Raw genomic sequence first — 17,221 nt, 5'->3', positions numbered from 1 at the left:
GGTGAGAACTCAGGGGCCTTTTTGTTTATTTCAGAGGTGTGTTGTTTGTGTGGGCCTCATCGCGGGCAAGCCCGGCTTCCACAGTTGGAGTGCACTCCCCTGTGGGAGCGGGCTTGCCCGCGATGGCGGCCTATCAGACAAACTGAAAACTATCGGCATCCAGGTTCGCAGGGAACCGCGTGCGATACGCCGCCAATTCCGCCGCATTCAGGCTCACTTGAAACACACCATCCGCCTCCCCCGCACTCAGCAAAGTCTCGCCCTGGAAATCCAGTACCTGGCTATCGCCGGTGTAGGCAAAGCCTTTGCCGTCCGTCCCTACCCGATTCACCGCCGCCACGTAACACAGGTTTTCGATGGCCCGCGCTGGCAACAAGCGGTTCCAATGCAGACGCCGCGCACCTGGCCAATTGGCGGTGTACAGCAGCAGGTCTGTGTCTTGTGCATCGCGGCTCCACACCGGGAAGCGCAGGTCGTAGCAAATCAGTGGACGAATGCGCCAGCCTTTCAACTCAAACTGCACCTGGCGCTCGCCGGGGGTGTAGTGATCGTGCTCGCCCGCCATGCGGAACAGGTGGCGTTTGTCGTAATGCCATACCTCGCCGTCCGGCCGCGCCCACAGCAGGCGGTTACGGTGGCTGCCGTCGGCGGCCCGGATGATCACGCTGCCGGTGATCACCGCGTCGTACTGTACCGCCTGAGCCTGAAGCCAATGATAGGTCGGGCCACGCTCCGGCTCGGCGAGGGTCTCAGAATCCATCGAGAAGCCGGTGGTGAACATCTCCGGCAACACGATCAGGTCGGCGCCTTTGGCCTGCTCCAGCAGCAGTTCGAAATGCTCAAGATTGGCCTGACGGTCATGCCACGCCAGGCTGGTCTGGACCAGGGCGATGTTGAGGTCGGGCAGTTGACTCAGATCACGCATAGTTTCTCCGCCGCGTGTTGCAGCGTCTCCTCGCGTTTGGCAAAGCACAGGCGCACCAGGCGCTGGCCTTGGGGTGGGTGCTGATAGAACACCGAGACCGGAATGGTCGCCACGCCGTGCTCGCGGGTCATCCATAGCGACATGGCGACGTCATCCAGGTCCGGGCGAATCTGTGAGTAATCCACCAGCTGGAAATAAGTGCCGGTCACGCGGGTAAAGCTGAAACGCGACGGCGCCAACAGGTCGCAGAACAGGTCGCGCTTGGCCTGATAGAAGGCTGGCAGTTGCTCGACGTGTTCCGGGTGGTCGGCCATGAAGTCGGCCAATGCGAACTGCAACGGGGTCACGCCGCAGAAGTTAACGTACTGATGCACTTTGCGCAGCTCGGCGGTCAGGGCTGGTGGCGCGACCACGTAGCCGGGTTTCCAGCCGGTGACGTGGTAAGTCTTGCCAAACGAGCTGACCACGAATGCGCGCTGATACAGCTCTTCGTGGGCCAGCACGCTGACGTGGGGCACTGCGTCGAACACCAAGTGTTCGTAGACCTCGTCGCTGACCAGGTAGATATCACGGTCGCGGATCAGTTCGGCCAACCCGTCCAGCTCGGCGCGGCTGATCAGCGCGCCGGTGGGGTTATGCGGGGTGTTGAGGATGATCATGCGCGTGCGTGGCGACAGCGCGGCCTTGATCTGCTCAAAGTCCAGCGCGAAGCCATTCAAGCTCAGTTGCACATGCACGCAACGACCACCGGCCAGTTCGACGGAGGGCTCATAGCTGTCGTAGCAGGGGTCGAACACGATGACTTCATCGCCGTTACGAATCACCGCCTGAATCGCGCAGAAGATCGCGGCGGTGGCACCCGGGGTGATCGTCACTTCGCTGTCGGGATTCACCGTGGCGCTGTAGCTGCGGGCGATCTTGGCCGCCACTTGCTGACGCAACGCCGGCAGGCCGGTCATCGGCGAATATTGGTTGTGCCCGCTGGCCACATGTTTGCCGACCGCATCGAGCAGGCCTTGGGGGCCATTGAAATCCGGAAAGCCCTGAGACAGGTTAAGCGCTCCCGTTTCAGCGGCGAGTTGCGACATGGTAGTGAAAATGGTCGTGCCGACATTCGGCAGCTTGCTGGTGATCATCGGTGGCCCCTGCAAATGAGCCCCAAGTTTTAAGCTGCCCGCTGCATCGGGTCAAGGCACAAACTGACGCGCACAAAAAAGGGCTCGTAAAGAGCCCTTTTTTGCGGCGTCGAAATCAGCGCTTGTCGCGGCGCTTTTTGTCGGCTTTCTTGTGGTGCGTCATCATCCGGCGCTTTTTGTTTACCTGGCGGTCGGTGAGGCTGTTCTTGTTACCTTCGTACGGGTTCTCGCCACCTTTGAACTCGATGCGGATCGGCGTACCGACCAGCTTCAAGACACGGCGGTAAGTGTTTTCCAGGTAACGCACGTAAGACTTTGGCACCTTCTCGATCTGGTTACCGTGGATCACGATAATCGGCGGGTTGGCACCACCCAAGTGGGCGTAACGCAGCTTGATCCGGCGGTTGTTGACCATCGGCGGTGCGTGATCGCCAACTGCGTCTTCCAGGATTTGGGTCAGACGGTTGGTCGGCCAGCGGGTGACCGCAGACTTGAACGAGTTCTGTACGGACGCGTAGAGGTTGCCCACGCCGGTACCGTGCAGTGCCGAGATGAAGTGGATATCGGCAAACTCAACAAAGAACAGGCGACGCTGCAGCTCGATCTTGACGAAATCGCGCTCGCTCGGCGTCATGCCGTCCCACTTGTTGATCGCGATAACCAATGCACGACCGGCTTCCAGGGCAAAGCCCAGCAGGTTGAGGTCGTGGTCGACCACGCCTTCGCGGGCGTCCATCACAAAGATCACCACGTTGGCGTCTTTGATCGCTTGCAGGGTTTTGACCACCGAGAACTTTTCAACTTCCTCGTGGATCTTGCCGCGCTTGCGCACACCGGCGGTGTCGATCAGCGTGTACTTTTCCTCGTTACGTTCGAACGGGATGTAAATGCTGTCGCGGGTAGTGCCGGGCTCGTCGTACACGATGACCCGGTCTTCACCGAGCATGCGGTTAACCAGCGTCGACTTGCCGACGTTCGGGCGGCCGATGATAGCGATCTTGATACCGTCTTTTTCACTCGGGCCAGGAATGCGCTTGGCTTCCTCACCTTCAGCAACGATCTCTTCTTCGCCGTCTTCCGGCTCTTCTTCATCCTTAGGGAAATCGCTCAGGGCGATTTCCAGCATCTGGGTGATACCACGGCCGTGAGCACCGGCGATTGGAATCGCGTGCCCCATGCCCAACGGCGCGAATTCGGCGCGGGCCATTTCCGGGTCGATGTTATCGACCTTGTTGGCGACTACGTAGGAGCGCTTGTTACGCTTGCGCAAGTGCTCCGCGATCATCTGGTCAGCCGCAGTGAAACCGGCTTTGGCGTCTACCAGGAACAGAACCACATCGGCTTCTTCAATGGCCAGCAGCGACTGCTCGGCCATTTTTTCGTCCATGCCATGTTCGTCACCGGAAATACCACCGGTGTCGACCAGAATATAGGAGCGCCCTTGCCACTTTGCCTCACCGTATTGGCGATCACGGGTCAGACCGGACAAGTCGCCGACGATGGCGTCGCGAGTCCTGGTCAGGCGGTTGAACAAGGTGGACTTGCCGACGTTAGGTCGGCCCACCAGGGCGATTACGGGAACCATGCGGCTCTCCACTTCGTTATTTCAGAAAATACAAAAGCCGCTGCAAGGCAGCGGCTGGTGCTCGGGGCAGCATAATAAATGCCGCATGCCCCGCCGAAGCGGGGCCGCCTGGGTGTTACCCCAAGCATAGTGCTTACTTGATGGTCAGGGCTTCCAGCTTGCCGCTGTTGCCAAACACATAAAGCATGTTACCCACGACCAGCGGACGAGTACGCAGGCCGTCGCTGTCGATACGCTCGCGACCCACGAAGCGACCGTCTACCTGGCTCAGCAGGTGCAGGTAACCTTCGAAGTCACCTACCGCTACATAGCTGGAGAACACTTCCGGGGCCGACAGTTGACGACGGGCCAGGGAGTCGTTGCTCCACAGTGCAGTGGTGGAACGCTCGTCGACACTTTCAACGGTGCCGGAAGCGAGGCTTACGTAGACGCTGCCAAACCCTTGGGCGACACCGGCATAGCTGGAAGCATCACGCTGCCAGTTAATGCGGCCGGTTTGCAGGTCCAGCGCGGCAACGCGGCCCTGATAGGTGGCGACGTAGATGGTTTCACCCGACAGCAGCAAGCCGCCGTCGATGTCCACTACGCGGTCCAGTTCGGAACGACCTTGCGGGATGGCCACACGGGTTTCCCAGGCCGGCACGCCGTTCTGGGTGTCCAGGGCGACTACTTTACCGGTCGACAGACCTGCAACGGCCAGATTATTGGTCACAATCGGACCACTGGTGCCGCGCAAGGTCAGTACCGCAGGGGTGCTGTCATACAACCAGCGCTGGTTGCCGGTAGCGGCATCCAGAGCGATCACACGGTCATCCTGGGTCTGAACCACAACGATGTCGCCATTGGTGGCAGGCGCTGCGAGTACTTCACTGGTCACGCGAGCGCGCCATTTCTCTTCACCGGTGGCCGAATCCAGAGCGACCACGTCGCCTTTCAACGTACCGACCAGCACCATGCCGTAGCCGACACCCACACCGCCGGACACCGGCAGGTCGAGGTCTTTCTTCCACTTCACGTCGCCGTTCATGCGATCCATGGCCATAACGACGCCAGTGGAGTCAGTGGCCACGATGTTGTCGCCGTCGATTGCCGGCTGCAACAGGTTGTAGAGATCGCCCTGGCCGTCACCGACGGAGCGGCTCCATTGCTTTTGCAGGACCACTTCTTCCTTGAAAGCGGTCAGCTCGGCCGGAGGCAGTTCTTTTTTGCTGTTGCTGCTGCAACCCGCGGCCAAAACGGCCAGAGCCAGCAATGCTGCATGTTTCCAACGGATCACGTCACGCATCCCCTTTGGCCAAGTCGTCGAGCTTGATTTGTAAGCCACCGACCGCCGCTTCATCAGACAGCGCCGCCTTGGCTTTTTGGTACGCAGCATGGGCTTCATCGGTACGACCCAATTGGACCAACAGGTCGCCCTTGAGCTCTTCACGAGTGGCCACAAATGCCTTGTCAGCATCGCCGTCGAGCAGTTTGAGTGCTTCGTCAGCCTTGTTCTGTGCCGCCAATACCTGCGCCAGGCGCTGACGTGCGATTTCACCCAGGGTCGGGTTGGTCGGCTTGTCGGCGATGGCCTTCAGCTCGGTGGCTGCGTCATCCAGCTTGCCGGTGTCGACCGCGACTTTCGCGACGAACAGGCTGCCGTACTGGGCGTAGGTGCTACCGCCGAATTCATTTTTCAGCTTGCCCGCCAGGTCTGCAACCTGAGCAGGGTCAGGCTTGCCATCGGGCGTCAGCGTGGTTTCCAGCAATTGCTGATAGAGGATCGAGGCGCCCTGAGACTGGTTGGCCTGATACTTGTGCCAGGCTTGCCAGCCGAACACCACCACTAAAGCCAGCAGACCGCCAGTAACCAGAGGCTTGCCGTTACGCTGCCACCAGTCCTTGAACTCGGCCAGTTGATCATCATCAGTACTCGACACCCCAATACTCCTTAATCGCTAAATTCGGCTGTTCGACAGCTTCAACCCTGCACGACGCAGGTGGCCAAGTGCGCGGCGAGCGCATCAAAGGCAATGTTCTGTTGCTCGCCCTGGCCACGCAGGGGTTTGAAACCTATCACTTGCTGGGCCAACTCGTCATCGCCGAGGATCAGCGCATACAGCGCACCGCTCTTGTCGGCCTTCTTGAACTGGCTCTTGAAGCTGCCGGCGCCGGCATTGACTTGCAGGCGCAGGTTTGGCAGTTGGTCGCGCACCTGTTCGCTCAAGGCCAGGGCAGCCAATTCGGCGGCCTCGCCAAAGGCGCACAGGTAAACATCCACCTGACGGGAAATTTCTTCGGGGACTTTCTCCAGGGTCTCGAGCAGCAAAATAAGGCGCTCGATGCCCATGGCAAAGCCCACGCCCGTGGTCGGCTTGCCGCCCATTTGCTCAACCAGGCCGTCGTACCGGCCACCGGCGCACACGGTGCCCTGGGCGCCGAGTTTGTCGGTGACCCACTCGAACACGGTCTTGCTGTAGTAGTCGAGGCCGCGCACCAGCTTCGTGTTGATCACGAACGGAATACCCGCTGCTTCCAGGCGAGCCTTGAGGCCCTCGAAGTGCGTGCGGGATTCGTCGTCCAGGTAGTCGGCCATTTTCGGCGCGTCGACCAGTACGGCTTGGGTGTCGGCGTTCTTGGTGTCCAGCACGCGCAACGGGTTGGTTTTCAGACGGCGCTGGCTGTCTTCGTCCAGCTTGTCGAGGTGGGCAGACAGATACTCGACCAGTGCCACCTTGTAGCGGCCACGGGATTCGCTGGTGCCCAGGCTGTTGAGTTCGAGCTTGACGGCGTCGCGGATGCCCAGCAGGCCCCACAGGCGCCAGGTCAGCACGATCAGCTCGGCGTCAATGTCCGGCCCTTCGATGTTGAAGACTTCCAGGCCGATCTGGTGGAACTGACGATAACGGCCTTTCTGTGGGCGCTCGTGGCGGAACATCGGGCCGATGTACCACAGCTTCTGTGGCTGGCCAGCACCGGTGAGGCCATGCTCAAGCACAGCGCGCACGCATGCAGCAGTACCCTCCGGACGCAGGGTCAGGGAGTCGCCGTTGCGGTCTTCAAAGGTGTACATCTCTTTTTCGACGATGTCGGTCACTTCACCGATGGAGCGCTTGAACAGCTCGGTAAACTCGACAATCGGCATGCGAATCTGCTTGTAACCGTAGTTATCCAGCAGGCGCGCGACCGTGTTCTCGAAGTAGCGCCACAGTGGCGTCTGCTCCGGCAGGATGTCGTTCATGCCACGAATGGCTTGCAGAGACTTGCTCACATCTAATCCTTAAATTCGTTCAATCAGCCGCGCGCGATCAGCGCTGCGTCAGCTGCGACCTTTTCGGCCGCTTTCTGGCGAATCAGCCTTTCGAGCTCATCCACCAGATTCTCATTCGTTAACTTCTGCGCTGGCTTGCCGTCGATGTAAATCAGGTTCGGTGTACCGCCGGTCAGGCCTACATGGGCCTCTTTGGCTTCACCCGGCCCGTTGACCACGCAACCAATCACCGCAACATCCAGCGGCACCAGCAGGTCTTCGAGGCGCAATTCCAGATCGTTCATGGTTTTCACCACGTCGAAGTTCTGCCGCGAGCAGCTCGGGCAGGCAATGAAATTGATGCCACGGGAACGCAAACGCAGGGATTTGAGAATGTCGTAACCGACCTTCACTTCCTCTACGGGGTCTGCCGCCAGGGAGATACGGATAGTATCGCCAATCCCTTCGGCGAGCAGCATACCGAGACCCACCGCAGATTTCACTGTGCCTGAGCGCAAACCGCCCGCTTCAGTGATACCCAGGTGCAACGGTTGCACGATTTCCTTGGCCAACAGGCGGTAGGCTTCTACCGCCATGAACACGTCGGAGGCCTTTACGCTGACCTTGAAGTCCTGGAAATTCAGGCGTTCAAGGTGTTCAACGTGGCGCAGCGCCGATTCAACCAGCGCCGCCGGGGTCGGCTCGCCGTACTTCTTTTGCAGGTCTTTTTCCAGGGAACCGGCGTTAACGCCGATGCGGATGGGGATGCCACGGTCACGGGCCGCGTCAACCACAGCGCGCACGCGGTCTTCGCGACCGATATTGCCCGGGTTGATACGCAGGCAATCCACGCCGAGTTCGGCTACACGCAGCGCGATCTTGTAATCGAAGTGAATGTCGGCAACCAACGGCACCTTGACCAGTTGCTTGATGCGCCCGAAGGCTTCGGCAGCGTCCATGTCTGGCACGGAGACGCGCACGATGTCCACACCGGCAGCTTCCAGACGGTTGATCTGGGCTACGGTGGCGGCCACGTCATTGGTGTCGCTGTTGGTCATACTTTGTACAGCGATGGGGGCGTCGCCACCCACCGGCACCGAGCCGACCCAAATTTTGCGCGATACGCGACGTTTGATTGGAGATTCGCCGTGCATGACTATTGTCCCAACTTCAGGCGAGCGGTCTCGCCACTGGTGAACGGCGCCACGTCCACAGGCTGGCCGTTGTAGGCCACTTGCGCGCCTCGGGCATAGCCCAGACGCAGCGTCAAAGGAGGCTTGCCGCCCTGGTCAAGCGTATCTCCCTTACGCTTGAGACCGCTAAACAGCACTTTGCCGTTGCCGTCGCTGACTTGCGTCCAGCAGTCGGCAACGAAGGTAATCTGAAGGTGCCCGTCACCTGCGATCAATGCAGGCGTGGTAGGCGGCGACATCGCTGGCGCTGCCGGGGCAGCCGGCGCGGCAGTCACAGGAGACACTGGCGTATGGGCCGGGGCCACGGGCGTAGTCGGGGTGGCAGCGACGGCCGGGGCCGGAACCACGGCAGTCGCAGCAGGCGCAGTGCCCTCTGGCGTTGCTGGCTGCTCGGCGGTGACTGGCGCTTGGGGCGCCGCCTGCCCTTCGACAACAGCCTGGTCTTCCGGCTCATCCAGTGGATGAATCTGGGTGGTGCCGTCGGCGCTTTCGACTTCGACGTGCTCCATGGCGTTGCTGGTCAAGTCCTTGCTGCGCTGGGACGCCTGGTCTTGCCACCAGACGAAACCGCCGCCAATCACGGCAATCAGCAGCAACAGGCTTACAATTCGCAAAATCGTGTGGGAAACCCGCACAGGCTCTTCGATACGACCCAGGCCGTGCACATTGCTGCCCTGGGAGTCGGTGCCGGTGAACTGGTCAAATTGCTGAACCAGTACAGCCTGATCGATGCCCAGCAATTTGGCGTAGGCGCGGATATACCCGCGGGCAAAGGTATGCCCAGGCAGCTTATCGAACGCGCCGGTTTCCAAATTGCCCAGGGACGTCGTGGTCAAATTGAGCTTGAGGGCCACTTCTGCCAGCGACCAACCATTGCTTTCGCGGGCCTGACGCAAGGTCTCGCCTGGGTTTACGCGATTAGCTGCTACAACTTCCGGGTGCGCCGCTTTCATCATTGCTCCGACAGGTATTGCTGATATTCCGGCGTACCGGGATAGAGTCGTTCGAGTTGCTGGCCAAAACGTGCGGCCGTGTCGCGTTCTTCATGAACCGTGGCCAGGCGCACGCCGAGCAATAGACTACGTGCATTTTGCCCGCTGAGCAGGCTAAAACGCTCGTAATAGTCACGTGCCGGCACATAATGCCTGTCTTCGTAAGACATCTCAGCCATTTCGAGCAATGCCCGAGGCTGACGACCATTCAAATGCAGGGCTTTTTCCAGTTGCTGGCGAGCGCTGTCGCGCTGGCCGAGGCGCATCGAGGTGACCCCAAGGTTCTCGAACACCCGCGACCGCTCCGGGTAGAGGGTATCGCTGGAGGCTTGCTGGAAATAAGCGGCGGCCTGGTCATAACGTTTCTGCGAGAACAGGAAGCTGCCGTAGTTGTTCAGCAGCCGCGGGTCGGCAGGACGTGAAGCCAGGGCCTTCAGAAAATAGTGTTCGGCGAGTTCAGGCTCGGCCTGGGCCTGGAACACCAGGGCCAGCGCGGCATTGGCGTCAGCATCGTCGCCGTCCAGCGCCAGGGCCTTTTTCAGCGGCACCTTGGCCTGTTCGCTCAGGCCTTGTCGCAGGTAGCCCAACCCCAGTTGCACATAGGCACCTCGCGCCTCGTCACGGCCTTTATCGGTGTGCAAAGGGCTGTCATAACCCGATGAAACACAACCGGCCACGAGGCCGGTAACCAGTAAAAGCAGCGCAAGGCGCAAGGGCATAGAGATCCTCTCTCAGATTCGATTCACAGCAATTTGCGGCAAATCTTCAGCAGCGTTAAGTTCGCGCACGGCGATATAACGTTCGCTGCGGCGGGTGCGGTCCATCACCTGCCCTACCAATTGGCCACAAGCGGCGTCGATGTCTTCACCACGAGTGGTGCGCACGGTCACGTTGTAGCCAGCCTGGTGCAGTTGATCCTGGAAACGGCGAATGGCGTTGTTGCTCGGCCGCTCGTAGCCAGAATGGGGAAACGGGTTAAACGGGATCAGGTTGATCTTGCACGGGGTGTTCTTGAGCAGCTCGATCATCTCGACCGCGTGCTCGACCTTGTCGTTGATGTCCTTGAGCATGGTGTACTCAATGGTCAGCACACGTTTCTCGCCCAAGGTCGCCATGTAACGCTGGCAAGATTCGAGCAGCATCTTAAGCGGATACTTCTTGTTGATTGGCACCAATTGGTTACGCAATGCGTCATTTGGTGCGTGCAGCGACAACGCCAGGGAGACGTCGATGTGCTTGGCGAGCTCATCGATCATCGGCACCACGCCGGAGGTCGACAGGGTCACACGGCGCTTGGAAATGCCGTAGCCCAGGTCGTCCATCATCAGGTGCATGGCTGCGATGACGTTATCGAAGTTCAGCAGCGGCTCACCCATGCCCATCATCACCACGTTGGTGATGGCACGGTCGACGGTTGCCGGGACGCTGCCAAAGGATTTGTTGGCAATCCACACCTGGCCGATCACTTCGGCGGCGGTGAGGTTGCTGTTGAAGCCTTGCTTGCCGGTGGAGCAGAAACTGCAATCCAGGGCACAGCCTGCCTGGGACGAAACGCACAATGTGCCGCGTTTGCCCTGGGGAATGTACACGGTCTCGACGCAACTGCCGGACGCCACGCGCATCACCCACTTGCGGGTGCCGTCGGTGGAGATGTCCTCGCTGACAACTTCGGGACCACGGACCTCAGCAATAACCTTGAGCTTGTCGCGCAAGGCTTTGCTGACGTTCGTCATGGCGTCGAAATCGTCGACGCCAAAGTGGTGAATCCACTTCATTACCTGACCGGCACGGAAACGCTTCTCCCCGATTGAGTCGAAGAATTTCTCCATTTCCGGCTGAGTCAGACCCAGCAGGTTGGTTTTAACAGTCGATGTAGTCATGGATTCACCCTCACTCTTTAAGCCAATGCTTAGCGAGCGGTTACTTCAGTAGCAGCGAAAAAGTACGAAATTTCGCGAGCAGCAGCGGCTTCGGAATCCGAACCGTGTACAGCGTTGGCGTCGATGGATTCAGCGAAGTCAGCACGGATGGTGCCGGCAGCAGCTTCTTTAGGGTTGGTAGCGCCCATCAGCTCACGGTTCAGAGCGATAGCGTTTTCGCCTTCCAGAACCTGAACAACAACAGGGCCGGAGATCATGAAGGAGACCAGGTCGCCGAAGAAACCACGAGCGCTGTGCTCAGCGTAGAAGCCTTCAGCTTCAGCTTTGGACAGTTGCTTGAGTTTCGAAGCTACAACCTTCAGGCCGGCTTTTTCGAAACGAGTGGTGATCTCGCCGATGACGTTTTTTGCAACAGCGTCAGGCTTGATGATGGAGAAAGTACGTTGAACAGCCATGGTGTAACTCCAGAAACGGTAATTTACGAAAAATTAAACCCGCGAATTATACGCGGGTTATTGGGTATTGCCTAACTGCGTAAAAGGCGGCTCAGTCTGCTTCTTCGATCCACAGGCCCTGAATCGCCTCCAGAACCTTTTCGCCACCCCGGTCAGGGATGTCGTCAAAGTCCGGCAGCGCCATTACCAGGTTGCGCAGCTTGACGAAGTTCACAGTCAGAGGATTGACCTCAGGGTGAGCTTGCGCAAGTTGTATAGCGATTTCTTGTACATCAACCCATTTCAGGCTCATGACATTTCCTTGAATCAATGCGGCGCTTCGGCCGCATGGTTGAGCGAATATTTCGGAATTTCGACGGTGATGTCTTCGGTCCCAACCTTGGCCTGACAGCTTAGACGCGATTGCGCCTCAAGGCCCCACGCGCGGTCCAGAAAGTCCTCCTCCAGCTCATCGGCTTCTTCCAGAGAGTTGAAACCCTCGCGGATGATGCAGTGGCAGGTGGTGCAGGCGCAGACACCGCCGCAGGCACTTTCAATTTCGATGTGGTGGTCATGGGCAACTTCGAGGATGGACTTGCCGGTCTCAGCCTCCACAACCATACCGTCCGGGCAATGCTCGGCGTGTGGCAGAAAAATGACCTGCGGCATTAATTATTCCTCGATTTCATTCAGGTTGCGTCCCGCCAGGGCGGCTTTTACCGACTGGTCCATACGACGGGCGGCAAAAGCATCGGTCACTTGCGACAGACGTTTGGTCTGCTGCTCGATGGCATAACCATCGGTGCCTTTCATCAATTCGGCCAGTTCCTGCATTTGCAGGTCGATGACCATGCGTTCTTCGGCGTCCAGCAGGCGCTCGCCATCGGCGTCAAGGGCACCCTGCACGGCTTCGAGCAGGCGCTGGGCGTCGACTTGCTGTTCACGCAGCACGCGAGCGACTTTGTCATCACCGGCGTATTGGAACGAGTCCTTTAGCATCTTGGCGATTTCGCCGTCGGTCAGGCCGTAAGACGGCTTGACCTGAATGCTCGCTTCAACGCCCGACGCCAACTCACGTGCGGCCACGCTGAGCAGGCCGTCGGCATCCACCTGGTACGTCACGCGAATTTTTGCTGCACCCGCGACCATGGCCGGGATACCGCGCAATTCAAACCGCGCCAGGGAGCGGCAGTCGCTGATCAGCTCCCGCTCGCCTTGCAGCACATGAATCATCATGGCTGTCTGACCATCTTTGTACGTGGTGAAGTCCTGAGCGCGGGCGACGGGGATGGTGGTGTTGCGTGGAATCACCTTCTCCATCAGGCCGCCCATGGTTTCGAGCCCCAGGGACAACGGAATCACGTCGAGCAGAAGCAGTTCACCACCATCGCGCTTGTTGCCCGCAAGGGTGTCGGCCTGGATCGCAGCGCCAATGGCGACCACTTGGTCCGGGTCGATTTCAGTCAGCGGCTGGCGACCGAAGGCTTCGGCCACGGCGTCACGCACACGTGGCACGCGGGTGGAACCGCCGACCATGACCACAGCCGCAACATCTTCCAGCTCGATGCCGGAGTCGCGTACGGCGCGGCGGCAGGCCTTGAGGCTGCGGGCGACCATCGGCTCGATCAACGAATCGAAGGCTTCGCGGGTCAGCTGGGCCGACCAGGAACCGTAGGAAACTTCAACACTTGCGGCGTCAGTCAGCGCTTCTTTAGCGGCGCAGGCGGTTTGCAGCAGGCTGCGCTGCTCGCCCGGGTCGAGGTCGGCAGACAAGCCGGCGCCGCTGATGATCCAGCCAGCAATGGCGTGATCGAAGTCATCGCCGCCAAGGGCTGTATCACCACCGGTGGCCAGTACTTCAAAAACACCGCCAGTCAGGCGCAGAATCGAAATATCAAAAGTGCCGCCGCCCAAGTCGTAAATGGCGACCAAGCCTTCAGCATGCTGATCCAGACCATAGGCCACGGCCGCCGCGGTCGGCTCGTTGAGCAGGCGCAACACGTTCAAACCGGCGAGTTTTGCCGCGTCTTTGGTGGCTTGCCGCTGAGCGTCATCGAAATATGCCGGAACCGTGATCACCGCGCCGACCAGTTCGCCGCCCAAGGTGGTTTCCGCACGCTGGCGCAGCACCTTGAGAATGTCCGCAGACACTTCCACCGGGCTTTTCGGGCCTTGAACGGTGTCGATGAACGGCATATGGGATTCGCCGCCGACAAAGCGGTACGGCAGCTGGTCGCCCAATTGCTTGACGTCGGACAGACCACGGCCCATCAAGCGTTTGACCGACAGCACAGTATTCAACGGATCGGTAGACGCGGCCAGCTTGGCCGACTCGCCAACTTCGGTGCGATCGGCGTGATAGCGCACGGCGGACGGCAGGATGACCTGGCCATCGGCGTCGGGCAGCGGCTCGGACAGGCCGCTGCGCAAGGCAGCAACCAGGGAATTGGTGGTGCCCAGGTCAATCCCGACCGCCAAGCGACGCTGGTGCGGTTGAGGGCTTTGGCCGGGTTCGGCGATTTGCAGTAGAGCCATGGTAATCAGGTCTTATCTGTCTATCAGGCGTGCATCACGGGCAGCACTGGGTTAATCGTCGAGGCGCTCTTCTAGCTGGCGCACTTCGTAGGTGAGCTTGTCGAGGAACTGCATGCGCCGCATCAGGCGTTCGGCCTGTTCACGTTGCGCTGCATCATCCCAACAGGCTGCGAAGCTTTCATTGAGCTCATCCTGGGCCACTTTCAGACGGCGCTTGAAGACTGCGACGCCAGCCACATCGGCCTCGTCCTGCAACTCTTCGAGTTCTTCGCGCCATTGCATCTGCTGCATCAGGAAGTCGGGATCGTGCACCGTGACTTCCATTGGCAACTCGCCACCCTTCATCGCGAGCAGGTAGCGCGCGCGTTTGGGCGGGTTTTTCAGCGTCTGATAAGCCTCGTTGAGGCTGGCCGATTGCTCCAGCGCCAAGCGTTGTTCACGCTCGGAAGCGTCAGCAAAACGGTCCGGATGCACTCCACGCGCCAACTCTCGGTAGCGCGTGGCAAGCTGCTCAAGGTCCAGCCGAAAGCTCGGCTGCAGCTCGAATAAAGCGAAATGACAAGGAGTACCCACGAATAGCCTCAGATGTTGAAGCTTTCGCCGCAGCCACATTCACCGCGTACGTTGGGGTTGTTGAACTTGAAGCCTTCGTTCAACCCTTCCTTGACGAAATCGAGCTCGGTGCCGTCCAGGTAGGTCAGGCTTTTAGGGTCGATGATCACTTTTTCGCCGTGACTTTCGAACACCTGGTCTTCCGCAACCACCTCGTCGACGAACTCCAGCACATAGGCAAGGCCGGAACAGCCTGTGGTGCGAACACCCAGACGAATCCCCTCACCTTTACCGCGCCCATTCAGGGAGCGGCGAATGTGCTGCGCAGCCGCTTCTGTCATGCTGATAGCCATCGTTGACTCCTTACTCGTCGCCAAATGCTTAGATCAAGCCTTTCTTCTGCTTGTAGTCGCGAACGGCCGCCTTGATGGCGTCTTCTGCGAGTACGGAGCAGTGGATTTTCACTGGCGGCAGTGCCAGTTCTTCGGCCAGCTGGGTGTTGCTGATAGTCACAGCCTCATCCAGGGTCTTGCCTTTCATCCACTCGGTGGCGAGGGAGCTGGAGGCGATGGCCGAACCGCAACCGTAGGTTTTGAATTTGGCGTCTTCGATAACGCCAGCCTCGTTGACCTTGATCTGCAGGCGCATTACATCGCCGCACGCCGGAGCGCCGACCATGCCGGTGCCGACATCAGGGTCTTCCGCGTTCATCTTGCCGACGTTGCGCGGGTTTTCGTAGTGGTCGATGACCTTTTCGCTGTAAGCCATGGTACTGAATCCTCACTCATCAGGGCCGCTATGGAACCCTGTAAAAACGCCTGCGTTTTCCGCCACGTTCCTACAGAGCTGGGGTGGCGGCTTCTATAGTTAGTGTGCCGCCCACTCGATCTTGGAAATGTCGACACCGTCTTTGAACATGTCCCACAGCGGCGACAGAACGCGCAGCTTGTTGACCGCTTCGCAGACTTTCTGCGCGGCGTAGTCGACTTGCTCTTCAGTGGTGAAGCGGCCGAATGTAAAGCGGATCGAGCTGTGTGCCAGTTCGTCGTTGCGGCCCAGGGCGCGCAGCACGTAAGACGGCTCAAGGGAGGCCGAGGTACAGGCCGAACCGGACGAAACCGCCAGGTCCTTGAGCGCCATGATCAGCGACTCGCCTTCGACGTAGTTGAAGCTCAAATTCAGGTTGTGCGGTACACGGGCAGTCATGCTGCCGTTGATGTACAGCTCTTCAAGGTTCTCGACCTGCTTATAGAAGCGATCGCTCAAGGCCTTGATGCGCACGTTTTCGGCAGCCATGTCTTCCTTGGCTACGCGGAAAGCTTCGCCCATGCCGACGATCTGGTGGGTTGCCAGGGTGCCGGAACGCATGCCGCGCTCGTGACCGCCGCCGTGCATGGCAGCTTCGATACGTACGCGCGGCTTGCGGCTCACGTACAGAGCGCCGATGCCTTTAGGGCCGTAGGTTTTGTGGGCAGAGAACGACATCAGGTCGACTTTCAGCTTCGACAGGTCGATATCGACCTTGCCAGTGGACTGAGCAGCGTCGACGTGCAGCAGGATGCCCTTGGAACGGGTCAACTCGCCGATGGCCTCGATGTCGTTGATGGTGCCGATTTCGTTGTTCACGTGGATCACGGAAACCAGGATGGTGTCTTCACGCAGGGCCGCTTCGATCATGGCCGGGGTGACGATACCGTCGGTGGTTGGCTCAAGGTAAGTCACCTCGAAACCCTCACGCTCCAGTTGGCGCATAGTGTCGAGGACAGCCTTGTGCTCAATCTTGGTGGTGATCAGGTGCTTGCCTTTGGTCGCGTAGAAATGCGCCGCGCCCTTGATTGCCAGGTTGTCAGACTCGGTGGCACCGGAGGTCCAGACGATTTCGCGCGGGTCGGCGTTAACCAGATCGGCGACCTGGCGACGAGCGTTCTCGACCGCCTCCTCGGCTTTCCAGCCGAATACATGGGAACGGGAGGCCGGGTTGCCGAAGTTTCCGTCAACCAGCAGGCATTCGCTCATTTTTTGCGCGACACGCGGATCAACCGGGGTGGTCGCTGAGTAATCAAGGTAAATCGGCAATTTCATGGACTTTCTCCTAAATCAGGCTGGCTGGCGTGCCGTTAGCTCTTCGGCTGTCACTCGACGGCGGACGCTTCAATCTTGTCCAGACGCGGCGCCTTGGTGTTGCATCGGCGCTGGTCCTGACGCTGGGCTACTTCTTGCACCTCACGGCGAGTCACAAGATCAGCCAAGCTGATACCACTCAAAAACTCATGGATCTGCAGGCTCAAGTCACACCACAAGTGGTGCGTCAGGCAGGTGTCGCCGGCGTGGCAATCACCCAGGCCCTGGCATTTGGTGGCATCGACGGATTCGTTAACGGCGTCGATTACCTGAGCTACCTGAATTCCCTGCATGTCGCGGGACAACTGATAGCCACCACCCGGCCCACGCACGCTGGACACCAAATTGCTGCGGCGCAATTTGGCGAACAGTTGCTCGAGGTAGGACAGGGAAATGCCTTGGCGCTCGGAGATATCGGCCAGGGACACCGGCCCAGTTTGCGCGTGCAAGGCCAGATCCAGCATGGCGGTTACCGCGTATCGGCCTTTTGTAGTCAGTCTCATGGACAAGTACCAAGGTGTTTCAGAATGGGAGCAAGTATGCGATTCCCGAGTATTTAAGTCAACTATAAGACCTAGTACTTTAGTCAGGATTACCCGTAAAAAGGGCGCGCGAATCATAGCAGGATGGGGTGGGATG

19 protein-coding genes are annotated in these 17,221 nt (G+C 59.3%); all 19 read right to left on the bottom strand.

Annotation, left to right across the window (positions count from 1 at the left end; translation table 11 throughout):
* Positions 1-133: 133 nt before the first annotated feature.
* The 19 genes from ACP7A2_RS07300 to iscR all read right to left on the bottom strand — a co-directional run bounded on the left by ACP7A2_RS07300 (position 134) and on the right by iscR (position 17,085).
* Positions 134-925 carry an amidohydrolase gene (locus tag ACP7A2_RS07300; protein ID WP_426133663.1) on the bottom strand — a complete coding sequence of 264 codons (792 nt, stop codon included), beginning with the start codon at positions 923-925 and terminating at the stop codon, positions 134-136.
* Entirely contained in the window at positions 913-2,061 is a 1,149-nt protein-coding gene (locus tag ACP7A2_RS07295; protein ID WP_426133662.1) for a pyridoxal phosphate-dependent aminotransferase, read from the bottom strand. The genes ACP7A2_RS07300 and ACP7A2_RS07295 overlap by 13 nt, the downstream gene beginning before the upstream one ends.
* A 115-nt stretch (positions 2,062-2,176) precedes the next feature.
* The gene (gene der / locus ACP7A2_RS07290; RefSeq protein WP_348062052.1) at positions 2,177-3,646 is read right to left on the bottom strand and encodes a ribosome biogenesis GTPase Der; all 1,470 of its coding nucleotides are present in this window, start codon (positions 3,644-3,646) and stop codon (positions 2,177-2,179) included.
* 133 nt (positions 3,647-3,779) lie between these two features.
* Complete coding sequence (gene bamB / locus ACP7A2_RS07285; RefSeq protein ID WP_426133661.1) at positions 3,780-4,931, bottom strand: outer membrane protein assembly factor BamB; 1,152 nt, start codon at positions 4,929-4,931, stop codon at positions 3,780-3,782.
* The gene (locus ACP7A2_RS07280; RefSeq protein WP_375068349.1) at positions 4,924-5,565 is read right to left on the bottom strand and encodes a YfgM family protein; all 642 of its coding nucleotides are present in this window, start codon (positions 5,563-5,565) and stop codon (positions 4,924-4,926) included. The genes bamB and ACP7A2_RS07280 overlap by 8 nt, the downstream gene beginning before the upstream one ends.
* Before the next feature lie 41 nt (positions 5,566-5,606).
* Complete coding sequence (hisS, locus tag ACP7A2_RS07275) at positions 5,607-6,896, bottom strand: histidine--tRNA ligase (RefSeq protein ID WP_426133660.1); 1,290 nt, start codon at positions 6,894-6,896, stop codon at positions 5,607-5,609.
* Positions 6,897-6,919: 23 nt separating this feature from the next.
* The gene (gene ispG / locus ACP7A2_RS07270) at positions 6,920-8,029 is read right to left on the bottom strand and encodes a flavodoxin-dependent (E)-4-hydroxy-3-methylbut-2-enyl-diphosphate synthase (protein ID WP_426133659.1); all 1,110 of its coding nucleotides are present in this window, start codon (positions 8,027-8,029) and stop codon (positions 6,920-6,922) included.
* A gap of 2 nt (positions 8,030-8,031) precedes the next feature.
* Entirely contained in the window at positions 8,032-9,021 is a 990-nt protein-coding gene (locus ACP7A2_RS07265) for a RodZ domain-containing protein (RefSeq protein ID WP_426133658.1), read from the bottom strand.
* On the bottom strand, positions 9,021-9,779 hold the full coding sequence (gene pilW / locus ACP7A2_RS07260) for a type IV pilus biogenesis/stability protein PilW (protein ID WP_426133657.1): 759 nt from the start codon (positions 9,777-9,779) through the stop codon (positions 9,021-9,023). Before pilW ends, ACP7A2_RS07265 begins: the two co-directional genes overlap by 1 nt.
* Positions 9,780-9,791: 12 nt before the next feature.
* Positions 9,792-10,940, bottom strand: a complete 1,149-nt coding sequence (rlmN, locus tag ACP7A2_RS07255) for a 23S rRNA (adenine(2503)-C(2))-methyltransferase RlmN (RefSeq protein ID WP_426133656.1) — start codon at positions 10,938-10,940, stop codon at positions 9,792-9,794.
* Positions 10,941-10,969: 29 nt separating this feature from the next.
* Entirely contained in the window at positions 10,970-11,395 is a 426-nt protein-coding gene (gene ndk / locus ACP7A2_RS07250; protein WP_083356869.1) for a nucleoside-diphosphate kinase, read from the bottom strand.
* A 91-nt stretch (positions 11,396-11,486) separates the two neighbouring features.
* Positions 11,487-11,687, bottom strand: coding sequence for a Fe-S cluster assembly protein IscX (gene iscX / locus ACP7A2_RS07245; RefSeq protein ID WP_424083456.1), 201 nt, complete (start codon positions 11,685-11,687; stop codon positions 11,487-11,489).
* Between the two features lie 14 nt (positions 11,688-11,701).
* Positions 11,702-12,043: an ISC system 2Fe-2S type ferredoxin gene (gene fdx, locus ACP7A2_RS07240; RefSeq protein WP_348056555.1), complete on the bottom strand. Its 342-nt coding sequence runs from the start codon at positions 12,041-12,043 to the stop codon at positions 11,702-11,704.
* A 3-nt stretch (positions 12,044-12,046) separates the two neighbouring features.
* Positions 12,047-13,909 carry a Fe-S protein assembly chaperone HscA gene (gene hscA, locus ACP7A2_RS07235; RefSeq protein WP_426133655.1) on the bottom strand — a complete coding sequence of 621 codons (1,863 nt, stop codon included), beginning with the start codon at positions 13,907-13,909 and terminating at the stop codon, positions 12,047-12,049.
* Between the two features lie 51 nt (positions 13,910-13,960).
* Positions 13,961-14,482 carry a co-chaperone HscB gene (hscB, locus tag ACP7A2_RS07230; RefSeq protein ID WP_078738989.1) on the bottom strand — a complete coding sequence of 174 codons (522 nt, stop codon included), beginning with the start codon at positions 14,480-14,482 and terminating at the stop codon, positions 13,961-13,963.
* Between the two features lie 8 nt (positions 14,483-14,490).
* Positions 14,491-14,814 (bottom strand): iron-sulfur cluster assembly protein IscA, encoded by a 324-nt coding sequence (gene iscA / locus ACP7A2_RS07225; protein ID WP_003175963.1) that lies wholly within the window; start codon positions 14,812-14,814, stop codon positions 14,491-14,493.
* Positions 14,815-14,842: 28 nt separating this feature from the next.
* The gene (gene iscU / locus ACP7A2_RS07220; RefSeq protein WP_003209682.1) at positions 14,843-15,229 is read right to left on the bottom strand and encodes a Fe-S cluster assembly scaffold IscU; all 387 of its coding nucleotides are present in this window, start codon (positions 15,227-15,229) and stop codon (positions 14,843-14,845) included.
* Between the two features lie 99 nt (positions 15,230-15,328).
* A complete protein-coding gene (locus ACP7A2_RS07215; RefSeq protein ID WP_426133654.1) occupies positions 15,329-16,543 on the bottom strand; it encodes an IscS subfamily cysteine desulfurase in 1,215 nt (404 codons plus the stop codon).
* Positions 16,544-16,593: 50 nt separating this feature from the next.
* Positions 16,594-17,085 carry a Fe-S cluster assembly transcriptional regulator IscR gene (gene iscR / locus ACP7A2_RS07210; protein WP_003194020.1) on the bottom strand — a complete coding sequence of 164 codons (492 nt, stop codon included), beginning with the start codon at positions 17,083-17,085 and terminating at the stop codon, positions 16,594-16,596.
* Between the last annotated feature and the right edge of the window lie 136 nt (positions 17,086-17,221).

Origin of the sequence: Pseudomonas sp. PWP3-1b2, from assembly GCF_049896045.1 — a bacterium.
GTDB lineage: Bacteria > Pseudomonadota > Gammaproteobacteria > Pseudomonadales > Pseudomonadaceae > Aquipseudomonas > Aquipseudomonas antarctica_B.
This window is presented reverse-complemented; position numbering and strand designations above follow the sequence as displayed.